Consider the following 22575-nt stretch of genomic DNA (forward strand, 5'->3'; position numbering starts at 1 on the left):
GTGGCCGGGTTGTGCCGATCTGATGCGGTAGAATCGCCACACGGAATGGAGCCACCTCTGCGAAGCGAGACTGCGCCGCTTGAGCACAGCCCAAGGGATATCGCGCCCCCGGAGCTGGGCACGGGGATGCTCAGCCCACAGCTACCGACGCGCGTCCTTCTGCTTGCGGCGGTGCTTGGCATCTGCGACCAGAGTTATTGGCAGTACAGCGATGTAGACCATTACTTTACGGGCTACTGGATGCCGTTCGTGCATGGCACCGGAACCGCGCCGGAGCAGTACAGAATCGGCGTAAAGATGGCGGCGTGGTGGCTGGTGCAGCACCTTTCCTGGGAGTTTCGCTACGGCTTCACGTTGATGGATGTCATCGCATCCGTTGCGGGAGCGCTGCTTGTGTACGACCTGCTGCTGCGCAGGCCGGCGATTCGGGAGTCAAGCACGACGCTGCAATGGTTTGCCTCAGCGGGGTTGGTGCTGCTGGTTTGCTATTACATGGCTTGGGTCTACTTCTTCTTCCGGCCGGAGACGCTGCCGAGTTTCGGCCTGACAGCGTGCATGGCGTGGCTGTGGACGCGCCGGCGAGACGAACGCGGTGGAACGGCGCTAACGATCTGCGGCCTGGTCGCAGCCGCAGCCGCCCAGGCATGGATCAGAGCCGATGTGCCCTGCGCGCTCAACGCGGGTATCTTGCTGATGACCGTATTCGGCAGTGGGCGAGGCTTATCGATCTCGAGGCGTGCTTCGATCGTTACTTCTGCGGTTTGCATCGCCGTTGCGGCAGGCACGCAGTTCTACATCATGCGCGTCGTTTACCCGCACGCGAGCTATGGCAACGTTCCGGTGTTCATGGTGACACGTGATCTTCACCAGCCGCTGACGTTTCCGCCGTTTCTCATCTTCATGCTTCCGGTGGCCTGGACTGCAGTGCAGGCGTGGCGACAGCGAGCCGCGCTGGATACAGGTAGCCGAGGGCTGCTGCTGGGAGCGGCGATCTATTTCGCTCTATGGATTCTCATGGGCAAACTAGATGAAGTGCGTATCTTTATCCCGTTTGCAGTGGTGTTGATCCCGATAACCATGGAGCTTGCAATCCGGCGGATCTCGTCCAACTCGCAGCTGAATGGCCGCGGAGTCGAGGTCTAGCGGATGCGAGTCGCCGGAGGCGAACGCCGCGTCGCCGCGGGCCTTACGCTGCTTGTTGTTGCGCTTCGGGTATGGTTTGCGCGCAAGGTAACGTTTTGCGGCACGCCGGACTCTTGTTATGCGCTCGGAGTGGCACAGGACCTCACGCGATATCACTCGTTCCGAGTGCCGTTTCTGTTTGACCTGCAGCTGAATCACCTGCAGGTCCCCAACACTGGGCTTGAATATTGGCGGCCGGGCGTTTCCCTTCTGTTTGCTTTGTTGAGGCCACTCGGCGGAGTGACACTACACGGCGCACTGGTAATCGCAACACTGGCCGGCGTTGTGTGGGCGTCGGCGGCGTGGTTTATTGGGGAACGGGCAACGGGCAGCCGTAAGATCGCATTGGCGAGCTACGCGCTCTGCCTGCTTTTTTCACCGGGCTGGGGTGGGTCGCTAACACCGGACCCGACACTGTTTTATGCAGCAGCGATTGCGTGGTTCCTGGCGCTGTTCACGGTCAAGCGACAGGGGCTGGTGCAGGATATCCTCGCGCTCGTATGCGTCGGCGCCGCGTACATGATTCGCAACGATGCCGGGCTGTTGCTGATCCCTCTGATTGCGGTTTTGTGGCTGCGCTGGAGAGCAGTGGTCGAACGGCGGAGGAACTCAGACGGTGGCCCGTCAGGCGTTTCCGTCGCGTATGCGATCGCGATGCTCGTGGGTTTTGGGCTGGCTCTGGCGCCGATGCATCTGCTATACCGGCACGTGCTTGGGACAGCGTTTCCGGCGGGCGCGGGACAGGCGCTGTATCTGAACGACCTGAGCGACTTCACCACCTACGGCGTACCGGTAAACGTGCACACGATGCTGTCGCATGGGCTGAAGCACCTGGTGACCATGCGCGTCGGTGCCACGGCGCTGATCGTCTACAGGGTGCTGGCTCTAGTGCTGGGGTACCCGGCGCTGGTTTTTCTACCGGCGCTGGCCGTGCGACGGGATGGCGACGCGGGTGGGAAGTTGGGGATGCCGGAGTTGGCTGGACCGGTGGCCTTCGGGGTTACAGTGCTGGTGGTCTACTGTCTGGTGCTGCCGGCGGTGGGTGTGTTCTCGGCGCTGCGGAGTTCTACCGCGTTGCTACCGGCGGTCGCGGTTGTGGTGGTGCTGGCGATCTTGAGGGTGGCGAAGACGCGGCGGCTCGCGGGAGTGCTGATGGCGACTGTCGCGACGATTTACCTTGTCAGCGGAGTGATGGATGATCGGCGCTCCATTGATCCAATGAACCAAATTGGGGAGGCCGACCGGGCGCAGGCGCGTGCGCTGGAGGCGATGGGAGCGACGGACGACCCCGGTTCGACAATTGTTATGACACCGGATCCCGTTCAGTTTTCAGTCACTACCGGGTTGCCTGCAATCCCCATGCCTGCCAATGGGTTAGACGCAATCACGAAGGAGGCATTGGACTTACACGCAAGTCATGCAATTCTGGACGGCGAACATCTCCCCGGGAGTCCTGCCGAGGTGACCGATAGGCTTCATCCGGTCCAGGCCAGGACGATCGAGGGGCAAACGGTGCTCCTGCTTGAACTCCCCCGGGAGCTCAGACAGCGCTAGCCATGGGTCTCGCGAGAAAACGGCCATCGTCAAAAGGCGGGTCAAGATAACAGCGGAGATGCACGTGGGGTTTGGAAGAGATCTTCAACAGCAGCGGGTGAAGCGCGGCGTCGAGCTTGAGGCGATTGCCGCAAGTACGCGCGTGTCGATTCGGTACCTGCGGGCACTTGAAGACGAACGGAGCTCCGATCTACCCGGCGGTGTATTCAACAAAGGCATTCTGCGCAGCTATTGTCAGTTTGTCGGCCTGGAAGAGCGCGAGTGGATGGACCGCTTTACGTCCAGTGATCTAAGTACGACCACCGAGCCCGACTGGGAAGCGTTCGCCGAAAGCGTACGGCAGCATCGGTTGAGTAGCGCCAGTGGGCAGCGGCGGCGATGGTTCGGCGTGATGCTGATGGTGCTGGGGCTAGTCGCCCTTGCATGGGTGGCGTGGCACTTTACCCTCCGGCCCCACCTGATCGCACAGCCGAAGCCGATCCCCGCAGCCAGCAGCGGCGTCTCCAGGGCACCAGTCTTTCGTAGCTACGACTCGGTCTGATACCAGCGATAGCCGTGCTTCTGTTCGAAGTCGGCCTCGCGCAGGCGGTCAACCACTTGCTTGCGCCGCAGACTGCCCACACCTGCAGTAATCAGATCAATCAGGGCGATGGGCGCCACATAGCTGGCGGCAAACGACAAGCTGTTAATCGGCACAATCACGAGCTCGTCACAGAAGCGCGCGAGCGGTGACAGCGGCGAGTCGGTCACACCTACACAGTAAGAGCCGTTTTCCTTCGCCCGCTGCACGCCTTCGATGGTCATACGCAGGCCGCGGCGGAAGCTGATTCCGAGAGCAAGATCCTTCTTCCCTGCCGAACGCGCCAAGTGGGTTGCGCGGCCCGGACTGGTAGCGGCAACCACCGGCAGCCCGGCAATCGTCAGGTGGTACTCCATGTATTCCACGAGCGGCGCGGCCATATCGCCGCCCAGAAGCAAGGTGCGTTCCGCTTGATCAATGCGTGTGGCGATGTTCTGAACCTGATGGAGATCCAGTCGTTCGAGGACGAATTCGATGTTCTGGTTAATCTGATTGCGCGAGCCGCGCAGGATCTTTGAAATCTCGGTGATGTTGCCGCCCGCCTGCATGCTGTCGAGAATGGTGGCGCTCGAGACCGACAGATAGTGCAGATAATGCTGGAAGTCCTTGTGGGTGTCGAAGCCCAGCGCGCGAACGATGCGAACCACGGTGGCGGGCCCGGTTTCGAGACGGCGAGCCATGTCGCGAACGTTCAGGAGAACGAACTCGCGGGGGTTTTCGAGGACCGGGCGGATGATCTCGCGGCGTCCTTCGCTGAGCTGCTGCAGCTGGAGAGCCATGCTTGTAGGAAAGTGCGGGTGTTTGGCTTCCCTCTTGATGGACATACGCTTGCATCCCTCGTGGCATACCGGAGATAACTGCGAGCCGGCCCGGCGTAGCTCAGTCGGAAGGCGCCCGAGACCGCGGGAGTGCGTGCATTGGTTCCGATGGAGGTGGCCTGGGTTCCCAAGGTATACGAATTTGTGAAACATTTGTACCGCTTCGTAAAGAACGGACGGAAGCAGACTAAAGAGGCAGCCCGAATCGACCCGCGGAACCTGCCCAGAATGGGACACCGAGGATCATTCCGGAGGCACTGCGGAGATGACGCAAGTCGCGCAGACTGCAGGGAAATTGGCAAATCAGAGGAGCCTGGCATATTTCCCGGCACTGTCGAGCAGAATGCGCTTGACACCATAGGGGCGTCAGAATAATGTTCGGCTTGAACTCTGAAAATTTATACCGCGTGAAACAAATGCTCCACCCGGAGCAGATCAAGCAGGACACGTGGAAGTTGTAAACGGATTTGCCCGATGCTCCTAGAGCCCCAGCGGCTCCGGGACGTTTTGCTTTTTCTAAGCCCAATGAGGCGCGAAAAGTCGCCCTGGGAAGATGTGAGCGGGTCCCGAGGCGGAGTTTTGAGACCGGCAGTTCAGAAGTTTTTTGGAGGCAACAGATGACTCAAACCATGCGAAGGATGGGAGCGGCACTTTGCGCCGCTTTTATGGCTACGGCTATGGTCGCTGCCAACGCGCAGGACACGACCAGCGGCAGCATTAGCGGGACGGTTACGGATTCGACCGGAGCTGCGATCCGGGGCGCGACGGTGAAGTTGATCAATACCGACCGCGGCTCGACACTGGCGACCGAAACAACGAACAGTTCGGGTTTCTACACCGCGACTCATCTGCCGCTGGGCACGTACACGGTGGAGATCACCGACCAGGGGTTCAAGACCGAAGACGTGAAGGGACTGGTGCTTCACGTGAATGATGCGCTCACGGTGAGCCGGTCTCTGGCCCCTGGAAGCACGGGTGAAACAGTCTCCGTAGAGGCCAGCCCGGTGCAGTTGAACCTTCAGGATGCAACCTCGGCCGGACTCATCAACAGCACGCAGATCAACGAACTCACGATGGTTTCGCGGAACTATGAGAGTTTGATGAACCTGCAGCCGGGCGTCGCCTATGGTGGCACGACGGACGTTCTGCAGCGTGGGCCCGTGGGCGTGAACGGCGCGTCGAGCGTTGTGAACTTCTCCGTAGATGGCGGCCGCGACACCTCCAACAACTGGACGATTGACGGCGCGGACAATGTGGACCGCGGCGCGAACCTGACGCTTTATGTCTATCCCAGCCCGGACTCCATCGCCGAGTTCAAAACGCTCCGCGGGCAGTACAGCGCGCAGTACGGACGCAACGCGGCCGGCCAGGTGGACGTCGTTACCAAGTCCGGCACAAACATGATCCACGGAAGCGCGTACGAGTACTTCCGGAACGACTTCTTCGACGCGGCAGGTTATCTCAACGACTTCAACAAAGCGCGTATCCCGAAGTACCGCTATAACGACTTCGGGTTCACTGTCGGCGGCCCGCTGTGGATACCGCATGTTTACAACGGCAAGGACAAGACGTTCTGGTTCGTTTCAGAGAATTGGCTGAAGGAGATCACGTATACAACCGGGACGGGTGTCGTCCCAACGGCGGCGGAACGGAAGGGCGACTTCAGCAACGATTGGTACCAGGCTAAAAACGGTTCTGGTCAAACTGTCTGGATGCAGGGACCTGTAAACGTCTGCACCGCATTCACCTATGTGGCAGCAACCCAGACCAACACCTGCACAGCTACCGGCACTCAGGTTACCAACATCTCGCCGACTGCTCAGGCATATCTCAAGGACATTTACAGCATCATTCCGGTGCCAAACGAACAGCTGAACGCCTCACTCGGTCTGGATCCCCACACGATCACCACGACCCTGCCGAATCAATATCCGAACCTGGATTCGGTCGTCCGCATCGATCAGCAGGTTGGGCAAAAGATAAACATTATGTACCGCTACATTCACGATACGTTCCCTGACTTTATCGGTGCGGGCACGTTCGTGGCGGTTCCGATTCCAGGGCTCTCCGGCACGGTTTCGGATAATCCGGGCACGCAGCATCTGGCCAAGGCGACATGGGTTATTAGCCCCTCGCTGGTTGCTGACGTTGGGTACGCGTACTCGAATGGATCGATCCTGACCGTTCCGCAGGGCGCACTCCTTTCGTCCTCGTCGCCGGACATCAAGGTCCCGACACCCTATACCAACATCGTTGGTCTGGTGCCCACGATCGGCTTCACCAGTCTCATGACTCAGCTCGGCGGAAGCGCGGTCTACAACGATCACGGAATCAACCACCAGGCTTTTGGAGACGTCACCAAGACGCTCCACAACCACACGCTGATGGCCGGCTTCTCCTATGACCACTATGAGAAAACAGAGAACAATGCGACCAGCGGCAACCAGGGCACGTTCGCGTTTCAAGGCGATGGAACTTATGCCAGCTGTACCACCCCGGGCTCTGCCTGCGTCACACCGCCGGTGGTCAATGGAACTTCTATAGGACAACCGGCTTCCCTTTCGGAGGACCAGGCGTTCTCGAATTTCCTTACAGGTAACGCGAATAACGGTTTCTCGCAGGCCTCAACGAACAACAGAGTCGACATAAATATGAACGTGTTCGAGTTCTACCTCCAGGACAACTGGAAGGCGACCTCGCGACTGACGTTGAACCTCGGCGCTCGCTACACCTATGACTCTCCGTACGTGGATCTGGCGGGGCTGGGAAACAATTTCGATCCGGCAACCTACTCTGCATCGAAGGCGCCAACGATCAACAATGACGGCTTCATTTGCTTTACCGCGGCGAATTGCACGCAGAGCGGAAGCAATGCGGGGCAGTCTACCTCTCCTAATCCAAATGCGGATTATGTGGGACCAAACTACATCAATGGCTTGATCTTCGGCGATCCAAGTGCCAAGAACAACAACCAGGCTTCGCCATTTGGCAGGAATGTCGGCACGGTTCAGAAGGTCAACATCGCACCGCGCTTCGGCTGGGCCTTTGACGTTTTCGGCAACGGCAAGACTGCCTTCCGCGGCGGCTACGGTTGGGCCTATGACGAGTTGGAGACGAGCTACTGGGAGACCACCGACTGGGGCAACCCTCCGGCGATTGCAACGTACTCGCAGACCAACGCGGTGCTCGATAATCCTGCCGGCGGCGCAACGGCCAGCACACCATCTGTAACTCCCGCCCGTGTCCAGGCAGTGCCGCTGGAGGTGAAGACACCTTACACGCAGCAGTACTCGATGGATATTCAGCAGGCACTCAGCCCGAGCTTCATGCTCGATGTGGGTTACTTCGGAACGCATGGAACGCATCTCGCCGGTGCTGAAGAGATCGATCAGCCGGTCCCCAACGCATGGCGCGGAGTCGTTGATCCCAGGACTGCGAACTCTGGATGCGTTGTTCCCGGATACTCAGGCCCGGCATTCATCACGACAGCCTGCGACAACGTGCTGAACCAGATCAAGCCGTATCTGGGCTACAACGCGATCGATGCGATGCGCACGATCTTCAGCTCGAACTACAACGGTCTCCAAGTGAAGGCGACCAAGAAGTTCAGCGGAAAAACCTACCTCGATGCAAACTTCACATGGTCTCGCGACCTCACCAACTCGCCGGCCGATTACTCCGGCTTCATCCAGAACATCTACAACGTAAACGGCGATTACGGCCGCGCGTCGGATGACCGCAAGCTGATCCTGAACCTGGACGGTGATTTCGAGCTGCCCTGGTACCGCGAACAGCATGGCCTGAAGGGTCACGTAATCGGCGGATGGGAGATTTCGGCGATCTACTCTGCAGCCACCGGGCTTCCGCTGACGGTGAGTGCGAGCGGCGGCGTCGCCATCCAGAATACGGCTGGATTCACGACGATCGCTCCTTCAAACAATCCGAACAACATCGTGAACGACAACGTAGGTTTGGGCGTTCTCGGCGCCACAAGTGCCGGCCTCCGACCAAATCAAATTGGCGATCCACGCAACGGCAACGGGATCCGGTTAAAGGCAACCAAGAAATATGAGCAGGGGCTTGATCCGTGGTTCAACACGGGCATGTTCCAGGCCCAGGATCCGGCTGCCACTTACCCCGGTACAGCAAAGCGTGGCTCGATCGACATGCCTGGCTACCAGACAGCGGACCTTGGTATCTTCCGGAACTTCAAGATCTACGAGAATCTAAAGTTCCAGTTCCGTGCCGAGGCATTCAACGTAGCCAACCACACCAACGTGAACACAGTCTCCGGCAGCGCAACCTCGACCCTCTTCGGAACGGTCACCGGTTACCGCGATGCACGTATTCTGCAGTTCGCTGGACGGTTCGACTTCTAAACGCTGGATTCACAATCTACTTAGGCGCTCGCTTCGGCGGGCGCCTTCTTCTTTTGCCGTGCAGTCAATCACCGTCTGACTGCGCAGGAACCCCGTTCGGTGCGGGAATATCGCCAATGCGTGTTGCGCGGCGGCAGCGAGGCCGTCGGCAGAGTAAAATAAGAAGGTTCCGCAGATCCGATTCCCGTCGGCTGTAGAGCGACCGGAGCCCGCCAAGTCTGCCTGCCTTTGGGGTGGAGCGTGTGCGGCGGAGGAGACCGGTCGTCGGGTTCTTTGGCCCAACCAGGACAAGGCGGCTTCGACAGCACCTTCCCTCGCCCAAGAAGGTCCGGCTATCTCATTCAGGAGTCTTTCGCTTTGGCGAACACAACCGATCGTTTTCTCTTCACCTCGGAGTCCGTGACCGAAGGTCATCCGGACAAGATTGCCGATCAGATCTCAGATGCGATTCTGGACGCCTGCCTTGAGCAGGATCCGCTGAGCCGCGTCGCGTGCGAGACGCTGACCTGCACCGGACTCGTCGTTGTAGCCGGCGAGATTACTACCCAGGCCTACGTGGACTTCCAGACGCTGGTTCGCGAAACAGTTCGCGAGATCGGCTACGATGATGCGCTCAAGGGCTTCGATTGCAACACCTGCGGAGTGATCTCAACGATCAACCGCCAGAGCCCCGACATCGCACAGGGCGTGGATACCGGCGGCGCCGGAGACCAGGGCATGATGTTCGGCTACGCGACCAACGAGACCCCGGAGCTGATGCCGACCCCAATCTCGCTGGCGCACCGCCTCGCTGAGAAGCTGACCGAGGTTCGCAAGAACGGCAAGCTGCCGTACCTGCGACCCGACGGCAAGAGCCAGGTGACCGTTGAGTACGACTCCAACTATCGCCCCGTGCGCGTTGATGCAGTCGTCATCTCGACACAGCACTCGGAAGAGGTTGGCAACGAACAGCTTCGCAAGGACATCTTGGAGCAGGTGATCAAGGCCGTGATTCCGGCCGAACTGCTGGACGCCAAGACGAAGTATCACATCAACCCGACGGGACGTTTCGTCATCGGCGGACCGATGGGTGACACCGGACTGACCGGCCGCAAGATCATCGTCGACACGTACGGTGGCATGGGCCGGCACGGCGGTGGCGCGTTCTCGGGCAAGGATCCGACAAAGGTCGACCGCTCGGCGGCGTACATGGCGCGCTACGTTGCGAAAAACATCGTGGCTGCCGGACTCGCGGATCGTTGCGAGGTACAGCTTGCCTATGCGATCGGTGTGGCGGAGCCGGTCAGCGTGCGCGTCGACACGTTCGGCACCGGCACGGTGAGCGAGCAGCGGCTGATCGAACTGGTCCGCGAGAACTTCTCACTCACCCCAAAGGGCATCATCGAGAGCCTGAACCTGCGCCGTCCGATCTTCAAGAAGACCGCGGCGTACGGGCACTTCGGCCGCTCCGGCGAGAGCTTCACGTGGGAGGCGACGGACAAGGCCGAGGCGCTGAAAGCAGGCGCGCAGGCTGAGCTGGTCGCGAAGTAACGAGCCTCAATCAAGAATGCGAAGGGGAGCCGAATGGCTCCCCTTCTGCTTTGAGGAACGGGTACAACTGACTTTGTCCGACCGCCTGAATAAGGCGCGCGTGAGCCTCGATGGCATCAAATGTAGCGGCGCGTCTCCTCGCGCGGGGAGATATTTGTGTTGATCAGGTCAGAATTCGACATCCAGTTCCATCTTCCGTATCGCACACCGGTCGTGGCGATGCTGCACGTCCATCCCAGTCTCGAGCCGCAGTTGATCACAGCCGGCGAATTGAAGGTGGAGCATGCAGGACCTGGCGCGGAGAACGAAGCCGCAACCGAGCTGATCGTTGAAGAGTTCATCGATCGTTTCGGGAACCGGTGCTCGCGATTTGTTGCGCCTCCGGGGGCTGTTCGGCTGATCGGAAAGACCGTTGTAAATGCGAGCGAGACAGCTGATCCGCAAGGTTTCGGCCTGCCTATCACGCCGGTCGAGGATCTGCCGCCGAACGTGCTCGAGTTTCTGCTCCCGAGCCGCTACTGCGAGGTTGATCGCTTTGCGGGAATCGCGCATGACCTCTTCGGACATTTCACCCCTGGTTGGCAACAGGCTTCTGCGATCCGCGATTGGGTGCACGGAAAAGTCACGTTCAACTACGCGACCGCGCGCCCGACGAAGAGTGCTATGGATGTCTTCACCGAACGCGTTGGGGTGTGCCGCGACTTTCAGCATTTGGCAGTGGCGCTCTCGCGGTGCATGAACATACCGGCCCGCTATGTGACCGGATATCTTGGCGACATCCGCGTACCGTATAGCGGGCCGGGAGATTTCAGCGCGTGGTATCAGGTGTGGCTCGACGGACGCTGGTGGGACATGGACGCTCGACACAACGAGCCGAGAATCGGACGCATTCTGATGGCGGCCGGGAGAGATGCAGCTGACGTAGCGATCACCACGAGCTTCGCTGTCGCGAACCTTACGCATTTCTACGTGGCATCGGCCGAGATTGGCGCCGATGGCAAGGCGGTTGCACTGCCTCCATCGCAGGCAGCGATTCAGGGCGAGGTTCAGCAGCACCCTGGATTCAAATAGATCGTTAGAACGTAAACGTCGAGTGCAGCAAAATGGTGCGGCTCGCCGCTGTGAGGGGACTGAAGTCGGTCGCGATCGACAGCGAACGCCCGAACAGCGGCGATGAAAGCACGCCGACCGGCAGCGACGGGTTCACGCGGTTGAAGAGATTCTGCGCTTCCACGGAAAAGTTCAGTGTCCACGGGCGCTCCGGATGAGTCCGCTGCGGAGTTGCTCCTCCAGCATTTTGCGGAGCAGCTTTCATCGCTGGCCGAGGACCAATATGAAGCGCTTCGGTTAGCTGCAGATCCACCCATGCAAGCGCCGGCCCGCGGCCGTAGTTATAAGGGATGATCGTTTGCGTCGGCAGCGGGTTCGTATCGAAGTTTCCGTACGCTGTGCGGACCACCGATGGCCTCGAGAGATCCGTCGCGAAGGCTGGGCGGTCGTTGTAGATCGTGTCGCCGTTCAGGTCGCTGCCGGTCGTGATGTTGAACGGACGGCCGCTGCGTGTTGAGACGAACGGCTGAACAGCGAGGCCATATGGAAGATTCACGCCGGCGCCCATGAAAAAGTTCTGAGCAAGATCCGTGTCGTCCCTCCCATAATCCTGCCGGATGTTGTACGGGTTTGAGGCGAACGACGATGGCCCATTGGAGTCGCTGTTGTCGCGCTCCGCAACGTACAAACCGAAGAGGAAGAACCGCCGGCTTGGCTTGAGATTGAAATTGCTGAAGAACATCCGCTCGTGTCCCGTTCCCTCAGGCGTGAGTTGGTAGACGTTCTCGCTGACTCCAAGCGGCCGGACATCGCTGCCCGGCAATGGTGCGTTCGCATTCAGCAGAAGATACTGGTGCCTTCCGTTGGCCTCGAGAAAGGTCGCGGCGATCGTGCCGATATGGCCAATCATGCGTTCCGCACTGATGCTGCTGACGAGCGTGCTCGCCGTAGCGAAGTGCGGATCAAGACTGTAGATTGTCGGCTCGGTCGCCTTGAGTGAGGAGACTGGTGGCACCGAGTTGGGATCGTAGAAGCCGGGGTTCTGGACGAAGTAAGCGGTCTGGCTGATGCCGTTCTGCCGGACGGACGGCAAGAGATTCGCGGGGGTAAGACGCTGATAGAAGAGCCCCGCTCCTCCTCTCAATGTCACAAATGGAGCCTTCGCCGCCTTGCTCCCGATCGCCCACACGAAGCCGGCACGTGGAGCGGGATCGTTGTGGTCCGGAACCGCGGACTGCGTTTCATAACGAAGGCCGTAATCCAATGTGAATCTGCGCGTCAGCTTCCACTCGTCTTCGGCATACAAACCGAAATCACCTGTGCTGACAGCGGCGCTCGACTGGCCGGCGGTCAAAGCGAACTGCGTGGGTTCTCCGGCTTCATAGGAAGCTACATCCGGAAAGATGTATTGCCCGTTGTAGCCGGCCTGTGAGTCGTTGCTCTCACGAAGCAGACGATACCGCAGCCCCGCGCGGATGAAATGACGCCCGCGATCGATGGAGAGATTCTCCTGCAGTTCATACTGGTCCTGGTTATCGCGCATCTGCTGCGTCGGCGATCCGCCACCAGCGAATGAACCTTCGACGATGATCGTTGGCTGCATGCTGTTGGGGTCCTGCGTCAGCCGGGTACGGATGTACTGGAACCGGAGATCATTGACGATCTTCGGGTTGAATATCTCACTATCAGCCAGTTGCAGCGTCTGCGTGAGGGAGTGGCTGGTATAACCTTCCGTCGGCAGAACCAGCAAACCTACGCCGCCGTTTGTCTGGTTCAGGCGGTGAATCTCGTAGCGTCCATTGATCTGATTCGCTTGCGAGAAGCGGTGATCGAGGCGGAAGCTGTAGTCGTCATCATGCAGCGGATCCGGGATGGCCTCGGACACTGTTGCCTGAGGCGCCAGTGGATCAACCGCATTCACGATTGCATTGTTCTGGAGATCATTGCTGGTGCCCGCAACGAAGTACGACGTGACCTTTCCGATTGGGCCACCAACATTACCGCGAAAGAGAAGTTGGTGGTACGACGGCTCTGTTGTGGTAGTGAAGGGATTCTGCGAGTTAAACGCGCTGTCGGTCCCCCCGATATCGAGCATGCCATGAAGCTGGTTACCGCCCGCCTGTGTCTCAATCTCGACCCTTCCAAAGCCCGCGTGATCGTAGACGGCTGAGTAGGGATCATTATTGATGTGAATGGAGCGGATGGCGGACTTCGGCGGTATCTGGCCGTTACTGAAGCCATCAATGAGGAACTCAGGTCCGCCCGGCCCCACACCGCTTCCCGCCATCGCGGTGAGTTCCTCGCGTAGCGTGTTGGGGTCCTCGGAGAGAACACTTAGCTGATTGGCCGAGAGGTTGAGGGACCCCTCCTGATCGCTCGCTGCAGCTATTGGCCCAACGCTGATAATCTCTTCGGCGGCGTCGATCGACAGCTTGAAGTTCAAGTTCCGATGATTACCAGGCTCCAGTTGGGTATCCCGGCTCAGCGAACGAAAGCCCGGAGACCGTACGGTCAGCGTATAGTCGCCGCCGGGAAGCGTAACCGTGTAGGAGCCTGAATCGTTAGTCGCGGTATCGCGATCCAGATTGTCGCCGTGAACATGCACAGAGGCGCGTTGAATCCGGGCGCCGGAAGGATCGCTGACTGTACCTGAGAGCGTGGCTGGGGCATCAGAGCTTTGCGCGTCTAATGACATGCCGGCAAAACAGGAGCCCGAAACCAGAAACGCACTAAGACACCAACGCAGAAGCGGCATTCATCAAACCGTACGAGGTGAGCTACGCGGGGGACATCTCTACGTGACCGCGCCGCTCCGGTAAGAGTACTGCAATCAATGCCAAACGGGTACACAAAAGTCGGCGGTTCTTCCCAAAACGGTATACTCGGCCCAAACTGCGCAGGCATGAAGCGTAGCCGCTCTGAAAAATCGATTCAGACGCACAGAACGGAGTGCGACGGACGGTGACCTCGAGCGACCATCGTCGCATGGAAAACATAACTGCGATGCCGAAGCCTAGGGTGCACAGAGCGACCATGATGGACAACGAAGTCGCGTGGCAGCAAGTACTTGCCAGAGAGGCGAGCGCCGAAGGATCGTTCGTTTACGCGGTGCAATCGACTGGAATCTATTGCCGGCCCGGCTGCCCAAGCCGTCATCCCGCACGACAGAATGTCCGGTTCTTCCATACATGTGAGCAGGCAGAGGCTGCCGGGTTCCGCGCCTGTCTGCGTTGTGAGCCCACGCACTTGGGCGGCCGCACCGAGCCTCACTCGCATGCGATTACCCGCGCCGCACAGATGCTGCGCGAGGCGGCCGACGAACCCATTTCTCTGGATTCAGTCGCGCAGGCTGTTGGTCTGAGCCGGTTCGCGCTGCTTAGAGGATTCCAGCGTGTGCTCGGTGTCACGCCAACCGAGTTCGCGAGGGCTCAACGCCGCGAGCGTTTTCGACAGAAGGTGCGCGAGCCTGCTGCCTCCGTCACTGAGGCGTTGTATGCTGCTGGTTTCGGCTCGTCGAGCCGGCTATATCAAAATTCGGAGAGCGCATTCGGTATGCGACCCTCGACGATGAAAGCTCACGGCGCAGGCGAAACGATCCGGTGGTCGACGGCGGACTCGCCGCTCGGACGCGTGCTGGTCGCGACGACCGATCGCGGACTTTGCGCTGTGCTCTTCGCAGACTCCGACAAACAAGCCGAGCGAGAGTTGGAAGCGCGCTTCGCGAAAGCGACATTGCAACGGGATGACTCTGGCCTCGGCCAGGCCCTGCCGTTCGTGCTTTCGCATCTGACGGAGAGCGCGAGCGCCGCTTCCCTGCCCTTCGACGTACGCGCAACATCCTTCCAACATCGCGTCTGGGAAGCTCTGCGCGCAATCCCGCGCGGCGAAACCCGAACTTACTCCCAGATTGCGCAGACAATCGGCGCACCGAAAGCAGTGCGTGCAGTTGGTGCTGCGTGTGGCGCCAACCCGCTGGCCGTTGTCGTCCCATGTCATCGGGCAGTGGGTGCGGACGGACGGCTGACCGGATATCGTTGGGGCGTCGAGCGGAAGCGACGCCTGTTGGCGATGGAAGGCAGCTGCCCAGTTGAAGCGACGGACTGATTCTATTGGACTTGCGGCTTCGCCTCTCTATTGAAAAGTGGAACAGACGTCGGCCGGAATCCGTAAAATCATGGCAGGGCGCTGTGTGCGTCCAGAAAGTCATTTGCCATGAAGCTGCGTTCCGTCCTGCTGGTTCTATTCATCTTGTGTGGGTTTTATCTGCTGACCACACATTTTTTCCCGATCGGTACGATTGCCCACCTGGTGCAAGGCGCGCAGGCTCCGGACATAACCACCTCGACCTTGAATGGCCCCATGGGAACCTTCAAGCTGACCGAGACCGAGGCGGCGCCCACGCTCGATGCGGAAGAAGAGCAGAATATCTCCGTTTACAAGCGCGCGCTGCCGTCCGTCGTGAACATCACCTCGACGCAGGTGGCCTATGACTTCTTCTACCAGCCTGTTCCGGAGCAAGGACAGGGCTCGGGGTTCATCATCGACAAGCAAGGCCACATCCTCACGAACAACCACGTCGTTGAGGGCGCACAATCGGTCGAAGTCGCGCTTTCTGACAAGAAGAGGTACAAGGCGACTGTGCTGGGCACAGACAAGGCTCACGACATCGCCTTGCTTCAGATCACCAACGCTCCCGATCTGCAGCCCGCGGTCCTCGCCGACTCCTCTCACCTTGCGGTGGGCCAGCGCGTGTATGCGATCGGCAATCCGTTCGGCTTTCAGGGAACGATGACCCGCGGCATCATCTCCGCACTGCGCTCCGTCGAGTTGCCGTCCGGAGTGAAGATCGACAACGCAATCCAGACCGACGCAGCCGTCAACCCTGGCAACTCCGGTGGCCCGCTTCTGAACTCACACGGTGAGGTCATCGGCATCACCACGATGATTGCGGGAAACCCTAACGGCGGTGTCGCGCAGTCGGCCGGCATTGGCTTCGCGATTCCAATCTCAACCGCAAAGGCTGTGCTCGATGACTTCGCGCGCTACGGCCGCGTGAGACGGCCCTCCATGGACGTCGTCACACTCGAGATCAGCCCCGATCTCGCGCAGCAGATTGGCCTTCCCGCAGACTATGGTGTGCTGATTGAGCGCGTTCTTCCGGGTGGTGCTGCGGACCGTGCAGGACTGCGCGGCGGATCACAGCGCGCCTATCTCGGCTTTACACCGATTGTCCTTGGAGGCGACTTCATCACCAAGATCGACGGACAGGACATTACCAACAAGCAGGACCTTTCGAACGCGCTGAATGCGCATCACGCCGGAGACACGATCATTGTGACAGTATTCCGCGGCCAGCGGCAATTCGATGTGAAGGTCACGCTCTCCGATGCAACGCAGCAGCCGACAAATGGTCAGGAGACCTAGCCCCACGCGCGAGCGAAACACAAAAGCGATGGCCCGGATCTCTCCGGGCCATCGTTGTTTCTGGCTGTTCGGGCTTAGAAGAACAGCTTCGCCGAGACCTGCAGTTGGCGCGGACCGTACAGCAGGTTGCTGGTGCTGGACGGAGTATTGAACGCCTGCGTCGCCGAGACATACGGGACGTAGCAGCCACCGAAGGTGGATCCACTGGGTACCGGACCCGCCGCGCAGGTGGCGCTCGGCGCAACATAGCTGGAATATGTGCTGTTCACGCCAGTGATGATGCGATGATTCGCAAGGTTGAACGCCTCCACAAAAAACTGCAGGTGGATAGCTTCGTGGATGGGAACATCACGTCCCACGCGCATGTCGAGATCCTGCACACCAGGGCCGAACTGCGAGTTGCGACCGATGTAAAACGGCCGACCTGCGGTTCCGGCGCCCGAGCTGGAGCTCATGGTTCCCCCCGTGGGCCCACCGAGGTCGCCGCCGCTCGGAAAACCACCGACTCCCGCAACGACCGGCTGCCCGGTCTGTGCGACGTACGCGCCCGAAAAGGTGAAGGGGTTGATGATGTTTTTAAAGGCCCAGTTGGACTGGTAAAGATGCGACTGATAGACCACCGTCCCCGTGAAGCGGTTGCGGAGATCGATATCGCTGTTGCCGTACTCGGCCTTGAGGTTGTTCGGGTCCAGGACTGGATTGCCCCCATAGAAGGTGCCAAAGGCACCCTGTACCTGGTCATCATCACGCGAGTGCGACCAGGTCTCGTTGACCACCACCTCGAGCCCGTTCTGATAATTGCGGCGAAGTTCCGTCGCCAGCGAGTGATACCAGAGATTCGCTACGGAGAAGCCGGTGTTGAGCGATGAGATCGACGTGTTGATGCGGTCCGTGGACAGGTAGAACGGAAGCGTGTAATTCGTCACAGAGCCGTTATAGCCGGTGACCTTGTACGTGCGCGAAGCGTGCGGCGTCTGACCGACCAGGTTGGCGTCCAGGAAGACCGGCAGGTGTTCGGCGCGCGTGCCTACATAGCCGACTCTCAGGGTGAAGCGGCCGGGAAGCTGCTGTTCGACACTCAGATCCGCCTCATGCGAGAGAGGCGGAACGAAAGTAGGCGAAAGGCCATGGAAACCTGAGGTGAGCACAGGCGAGGTACTCGTCGGGAATGGGTTCTCCGCCTTCGGCACGTTGCCGCCGGAAGGTATTAGCGCATTCGAGATCGAGGGATCTACGTTGGGCACGGGATAAAGGACATCAGGAAAGGTGACGATCTTTGCCACACCGCCCGTACCAGCCGAGTAGTTGATTTGGTAGACGCCGTTTTCTACGCGCATAGCGTAGTAGGTAGAGCCCTGATTCAACGCGGAGAAGAGGCCATAACCGGCGCGTACGACCGTACCTTGATATGGCTGCCATGACAGGCCGATGCGCGGCTGAATACGGTCGGCAATGTTCTTGATCGTCTGGTTGTATTCAGCGGCGAGCGGGCTGCTGGTGTTGGGGTGCGGAGGGTTTGGGGTCAGCTGAAGATCGTAACGTAAGCCGGCATTGAGAGTGACGTTAGAACGGAGCTTCCAGGAGTCCTCAGCGAAGCCGTCGTACAGATGCATGTAGAAGTTATCGCCGCCTGCGGCTGCGGTCGGGCCGTTGATGGCGTCGATGGTCTGGGTAAAGCTCGTGTAGAGCTTGCCGGCATTGGCCACGGTGTCACCCGCCTGGCCTGCGAATGCGTCCGCAGCCCAGTTCTGGAAGTTCACTGTGGCATTTGCACCAGAGTAGTTGTAGAGCCCTCCGCCCTGGAAGAGGTTGATCATGATCTCGTGGACGACATTGATGTCGCCACCGAACTTGAACGAGTGGTGGCCTTTGTTCAAACTGAAGACATCGGTTCCCTGCCAGCGAGTCTCATCAGGCTCGGCGATGCGCGGAAGCGCATTAGGCATGCCGTAGGCTGTGAGGCTGCCCAGCGTGACGCTCGGTCCCGGGGCATTGGCTCCCGCGGTCTCCAGATCGCGTCCCCACTGAAAACGGACTTCGTTCACACTGCTTGAAGTGAAGGCGTGGGTCCAGTTGGCGACGACGAACCGCTCGTGATAACTGGTGGGTCCGTTAGTACTGACCGACGAGTTCGAGTAGGTCGGATTCGGTGCATAACCGTTGCTGCGATCGAAGTCCGCGAAGTTGAAGTCAGCGAAGATGTGGTCCTTCTCAGTCGGCTGATAGTCCAGACGCGGGAAGAACAGATTCTCCTTCGAGAAGCGGCTTGGCGGCGCCGCTGGTGCGCCATTCGCCGTGTAACCCGCAAGCTGCAACAGGAATGTGATAGCGGAGCTGCACTGGGACGCGCTAATCGCCGGGCACTGCGTGGGCGAAATCACGCTCGTCGAGGTGGAGGTGCCGGCAGCGGTTGGCGAGATCGTCGCCGTGGAATAGTAGAGCACCTTGCCGACTTGGCGGAAGCCGTCATAGGTGAAGAAGCCGAAAAGCTTGTCCTTGATGAGCGGTCCACCGACCGAACCGCCGAACTGATGCTGTTGATGAATCGGTTGCGTCAGCAGGAACGGGTTCCCGTTGTTGTGCAGCGCCGACCATTTGGAGTAAGGATCGAGAGCGTTCAGACCGGGGTAGCGTAGGTAGTAGAAGAGGTCGCCATGGATATGGTCGGTACCGGACTTGGTGACGGCGTTCACGACGCCTCCGGCAGCCTGACCGAATTCGGCGGAGTAGTCCGCAGTCTCCGCCTGGAACTCGCGGATCGAGTCAAGCGAGTAGACATATGGCGCACCCGAGGCGCGGCCGCGCGCTTCGGAGAAGAGCATCTGGTTGTTGCTCGCGCCGTCGACATAGTTGCTGTTGTAGAGACCGGAGATGCCATGGAACGCCACCAACCCCGACCCGCCGTCAGGAACGACGTTGGGCGCGAGCAGCACGAAGGTGTCCCAGTTGCGCGAATTGACCGGCATGTTTGCGATTACGTGACTGTCAATGGTGGTGTTGACCGCAGTCACCTCGGGATCGAGGATCGGAGGTTCGGTGGTGACCTCGACAGCCTCCGCCACGCTGCCCGCCGGAAGGGTGGCATCAACGGTGAGCGTGGAGCCTACCGTCAGAACGAGATGCTGGCGATCAATCTTGCCGAAGCCAGTTCCTGTCGCGAACACTTCGTAGTTCCCCGGGATGAGAAACGGAACCGTGTACGCGCCGACATCATTCGTCTTGATCGTGCGGGAGACGTTGGTGTCGTTGTTGGTAATCGTGACGGTTGCCCCAGGAACGGCGGCACCGGTGGGGTCCGTTACCGTACCGGTGATGTTGCCCGTGGCTGACGTCTGGGCTGTTGCTTGCGTAGCCGGACAAAGTAGAAACACGACCGCCACAACGGCCACGCTGAGTGCCTTCACAAAACTCCGCGACATAAGAGATAGCTCCTGGTTGCGTTGTACAAAATCGCGAACTCAAAAACTCGGTTCGCGCTCACGAGAGGGGTGAGGAGGAGGCCCCTTAAAGGTTCGCGCTGCGAAAAGCTGAGGTTGTAAGTATCAGAATTAGCATGACCGAGCGGTTCAGGCTCTGTCAAGAAAAACAACTTTCGTGGAAACCCCGCACGAGCGCTCAAAAAGACGCGCGAACCGCAGTCCGATCAGTGAAGCGTCTCGGGAATCACCGCATACTGCAGCAGCACCTCGAAAGGCACGACCTCCAGCGTCGCCTCGTGGGTCGCTTCAAGAACCACGGGACAGGCCGCCCCAGCCCGCTGCACCTGCAGCCACCTCGCGGCGCACACGCACCAACGGTCGCCCGGCCTCAGCCCCGGGAAGCCAAACTGCGGCATTGGAGTCGAAAGGTCATTCCCCAGCTGCTTTGAAACGCTCAGAAACTCCTCTGTCACGACACAGCAGACAGTGTGCATCCCCAGGTCTTCTGGCCCGGTCTTACAGCAGCCGTCGCGGAAGAAACCCGTCATCGGCTCAGAGCCACACGTCTCCAGCGGCTGACCCAGCACATTCTTCTGCACAGAACCGTAGCGCGTTTCCATGGCTGGATTCTAAATCCGGGCTCCCAGCCTGTCTCCTCGAAATGCCCTTCAGTTGACCAGCGTCGCCGATTTCACCGGCGCGTTGGACTGATGCAATACCGGAAGTTGAATCCGCACTGTAGTTCCGCGGTGCCGGCCGCTCGTGCAGCTGCGCAGCCTCAACCGCCCGCCTTGTTCCTCTAGGATGCCCCGGGTGACCCAAAGTCCAAGACCCGTTCCGCGTTCACCCTTCGTCGTGAAGAATGGCTCAAAGACGGAGCGCATATTGGCGCGATCGATTCCGTGTCCCGTATCGGAGATCAGGATCACCGCGTTCGATCCCTCGATCCGCGCGCGGATGTTGAGATGACCGCCCGCGCTCTCCATTGATTCAAGTGCATTCGCGACGAGGTTGGCCATCACCTGGCGCAGTGCCGGATCGTAGCTTGCCTCACGCACTTCAGCACTGAAGCGCGTCTGGATCTCGATGTGGTGTTGCGTGGCACGCGACGTAAAGAGCTGCACCACCTCGTCCAGCATTGTGTGCAGATCCAACGTGCGCCCCGGCGCTTTGCGATAGAAGCTCAGCGTCGATCGCGTGATGTGGCCCACGCGTTCCAGTTCGCGCGAGGCGACTGCGGCCAGCTCCCGTGCGCTCGGTGGAAGATCGTGCGTCTGCAACAGATAAACCACGTTCGTCAGCGCCTCGAGTGGATTGTTGATCTCATGCGCCAGCGTGTTCGCCATTCGGCCGGCAGCAGCCAGCCGTTCGGAATTAATTAGCCGCGTCATCAGCTCCGATGTCTCGCGCTCCGCCGCTTTCCTCGCAGAGATGTCCTCGACCACCCACAGAATGCTCGGCGCTGTGGAGTTATCGTGCCGCAGCATCGACACCGTAAGTTGCGCCGGAAAAGTTGTCCCGTTATAGCGCAGCAGCTCCCGCTCGACCCGATGCCCGGTCTGTCGCCCCGCAATCAAATCCAGCAACTCCGCCGACTCCATCTCCCGTTCCGACGGCAACATAAAATCCGTGATCGAAAGCGAAACCAGCCGCTCCACGGATACATCCAGCATCTCCGCGAGCCGCTGATTCACGAGCTGAAAGCGGCCCGTGGTCGTCGTGTGCGCCATGCCCACCGCGGCCTGGTTGAACGTGGCGGAAAACCGTTGCTGCGCCAGCCGCAGCTCGGCTTCTGTGCGCAGCCGCTCGCGTCTCCTCTCCGCATCCGCAAGCTCGCGCTCGATTGCCGGCAACAGACGATCCAAATGGCCCTTCAGCACATAATCATGCGCTCCCGCGCGCATCGCGCTGACAGCCGACACCTCGTCGATTGTTCCCGACACAATGATGAACGGAATCTCTACGCCACTGTCCTGAATGATCGCTAGCGCGTCGCGCGCGCCGAAGCTCGGCAGCGTATAGTCCGCCAGCACGAGATCAATTGAGCTCTGCTCCGCAAGCACCTCGCGCAACTCGTCCGCCGTCTGCACACGGCGCGCCTCGACGGTGTATCCAGCGCGCGACAGAAAGCGTTCCAGCAGCAGAGCGTCTTCCTCGTAGTCTTCAATGAGGAGCACTCGGAGCATGTTCCGCGACGAGTTTATTGGGGCGGTGGACATTGGTTGAGCAGCAGCCAATACATGCCGAGCTGACGAGTCGCCTCGGCAAAATCCGTGAAGTTGACCGGCTTGCGGATGTAGCTGTTCACACCCAGCCGGTAGCTCGATACGATGTCTCTCTCTTCATCAGACGAGGTAAGGACCACGACAGGTAGCAGCGCCGTCTTCTCCTCCGCGCGAATGCTTCGCAACACCTGCAGTCCATCCACCTTCGGCAGCTTCAGATCAAGCAAAACGAGCTGCGGCATCGGCTTTGCTCCGCTGGCCGCCGCAGCCACGTACGCCAGCGCCTCGGCGCCGTCACGCGCCACCTCAATCTCGTTCGCTACATTCGCCTTGCGCAGCGCGCGAATCGCGAGCGCTTCATGGTCCGGATCGTCTTCAACAAGAAGAATCATCATCTCACTCTGGTCTCATCAT

Annotated in this window: 14 protein-coding genes; 8 read left to right on the plus strand and 6 right to left on the minus strand. The window is 59.7% G+C overall.

The features are described from left to right. The first annotated feature begins 126 nt into the window (after positions 1-126). The 3 genes from VGU25_01250 (at position 127) to VGU25_01260 (ending at position 3277) form a co-directional block, all read left to right on the plus strand. A complete protein-coding gene (locus VGU25_01250; protein ID HEV2575810.1) occupies positions 127-1143 on the plus strand; it encodes a hypothetical protein in 1017 nt (338 codons plus the stop codon). 3 nt (positions 1144-1146) lie between these two features. Then, the gene (locus VGU25_01255) at positions 1147-2736 is read left to right on the plus strand and encodes a glycosyltransferase family 39 protein (GenBank protein ID HEV2575811.1); all 1590 of its coding nucleotides are present in this window, start codon (positions 1147-1149) and stop codon (positions 2734-2736) included. A 64-nt stretch (positions 2737-2800) separates the two neighbouring features. Then, on the plus strand, positions 2801-3277 hold the full coding sequence (locus tag VGU25_01260) for a helix-turn-helix domain-containing protein (protein HEV2575812.1): 477 nt from the start codon (positions 2801-2803) through the stop codon (positions 3275-3277). Here VGU25_01260 and VGU25_01265 read toward each other — a convergent pair. Then, entirely contained in the window at positions 3262-4140 is an 879-nt protein-coding gene (locus tag VGU25_01265; protein HEV2575813.1) for a MurR/RpiR family transcriptional regulator, read from the minus strand. The genes VGU25_01260 and VGU25_01265 overlap by 16 nt on opposite strands. A 611-nt stretch (positions 4141-4751) precedes the next feature. On the opposite strand from VGU25_01265, the gene VGU25_01270 reads away from it, so the two are divergent. The 3 genes from VGU25_01270 to VGU25_01280 all read left to right on the plus strand — a co-directional run bounded on the left by VGU25_01270 (position 4752) and on the right by VGU25_01280 (position 11114). Further along, complete coding sequence (locus VGU25_01270; protein ID HEV2575814.1) at positions 4752-8513, plus strand: TonB-dependent receptor; 3762 nt, start codon at positions 4752-4754, stop codon at positions 8511-8513. Positions 8514-8870: 357 nt separating this feature from the next. Then, positions 8871-10043 carry a methionine adenosyltransferase gene (gene metK, locus VGU25_01275; GenBank protein ID HEV2575815.1) on the plus strand — a complete coding sequence of 391 codons (1173 nt, stop codon included), beginning with the start codon at positions 8871-8873 and terminating at the stop codon, positions 10041-10043. Between the two features lie 156 nt (positions 10044-10199). Then, positions 10200-11114, plus strand: coding sequence for a transglutaminase family protein (locus tag VGU25_01280; protein HEV2575816.1), 915 nt, complete (start codon positions 10200-10202; stop codon positions 11112-11114). A gap of 4 nt (positions 11115-11118) precedes the next feature. Here the strand turns inward: VGU25_01280 and VGU25_01285 are convergent, their stop codons facing one another. Then, positions 11119-13848, minus strand: a complete 2730-nt coding sequence (locus tag VGU25_01285; protein HEV2575817.1) for a TonB-dependent receptor — start codon at positions 13846-13848, stop codon at positions 11119-11121. 248 nt (positions 13849-14096) lie between these two features. On the opposite strand from VGU25_01285, the gene ada reads away from it, so the two are divergent. Next, on the plus strand, positions 14097-15197 hold the full coding sequence (gene ada / locus VGU25_01290) for a bifunctional DNA-binding transcriptional regulator/O6-methylguanine-DNA methyltransferase Ada (GenBank protein HEV2575818.1): 1101 nt from the start codon (positions 14097-14099) through the stop codon (positions 15195-15197). Between the two features lie 108 nt (positions 15198-15305). Beyond that, a complete protein-coding gene (locus VGU25_01295; protein HEV2575819.1) occupies positions 15306-16517 on the plus strand; it encodes a trypsin-like peptidase domain-containing protein in 1212 nt (403 codons plus the stop codon). Between the two features lie 74 nt (positions 16518-16591). On the opposite strand, the gene VGU25_01300 is transcribed toward VGU25_01295, so the two are convergent. From VGU25_01300 to VGU25_01315, 4 genes are all read right to left on the minus strand, one after another. Beyond that, positions 16592-19936: a TonB-dependent receptor gene (locus VGU25_01300; GenBank protein HEV2575820.1), complete on the minus strand. Its 3345-nt coding sequence runs from the start codon at positions 19934-19936 to the stop codon at positions 16592-16594. A 224-nt stretch (positions 19937-20160) separates the two neighbouring features. After that, complete coding sequence (locus tag VGU25_01305) at positions 20161-20556, minus strand: DUF2237 domain-containing protein (GenBank protein ID HEV2575821.1); 396 nt, start codon at positions 20554-20556, stop codon at positions 20161-20163. 48 nt (positions 20557-20604) lie between these two features. Then, positions 20605-22113 (minus strand): ATP-binding protein, encoded by a 1509-nt coding sequence (locus VGU25_01310; protein HEV2575822.1) that lies wholly within the window; start codon positions 22111-22113, stop codon positions 20605-20607. Positions 22114-22136: 23 nt separating this feature from the next. Beyond that, positions 22137-22553 (minus strand): response regulator, encoded by a 417-nt coding sequence (locus VGU25_01315; protein ID HEV2575823.1) that lies wholly within the window; start codon positions 22551-22553, stop codon positions 22137-22139. Between the last annotated feature and the right edge of the window lie 22 nt (positions 22554-22575).

Source organism: Acidobacteriaceae bacterium (assembly GCA_035944135.1).
Lineage (GTDB): Bacteria > Acidobacteriota > Terriglobia > Terriglobales > Acidobacteriaceae > Granulicella.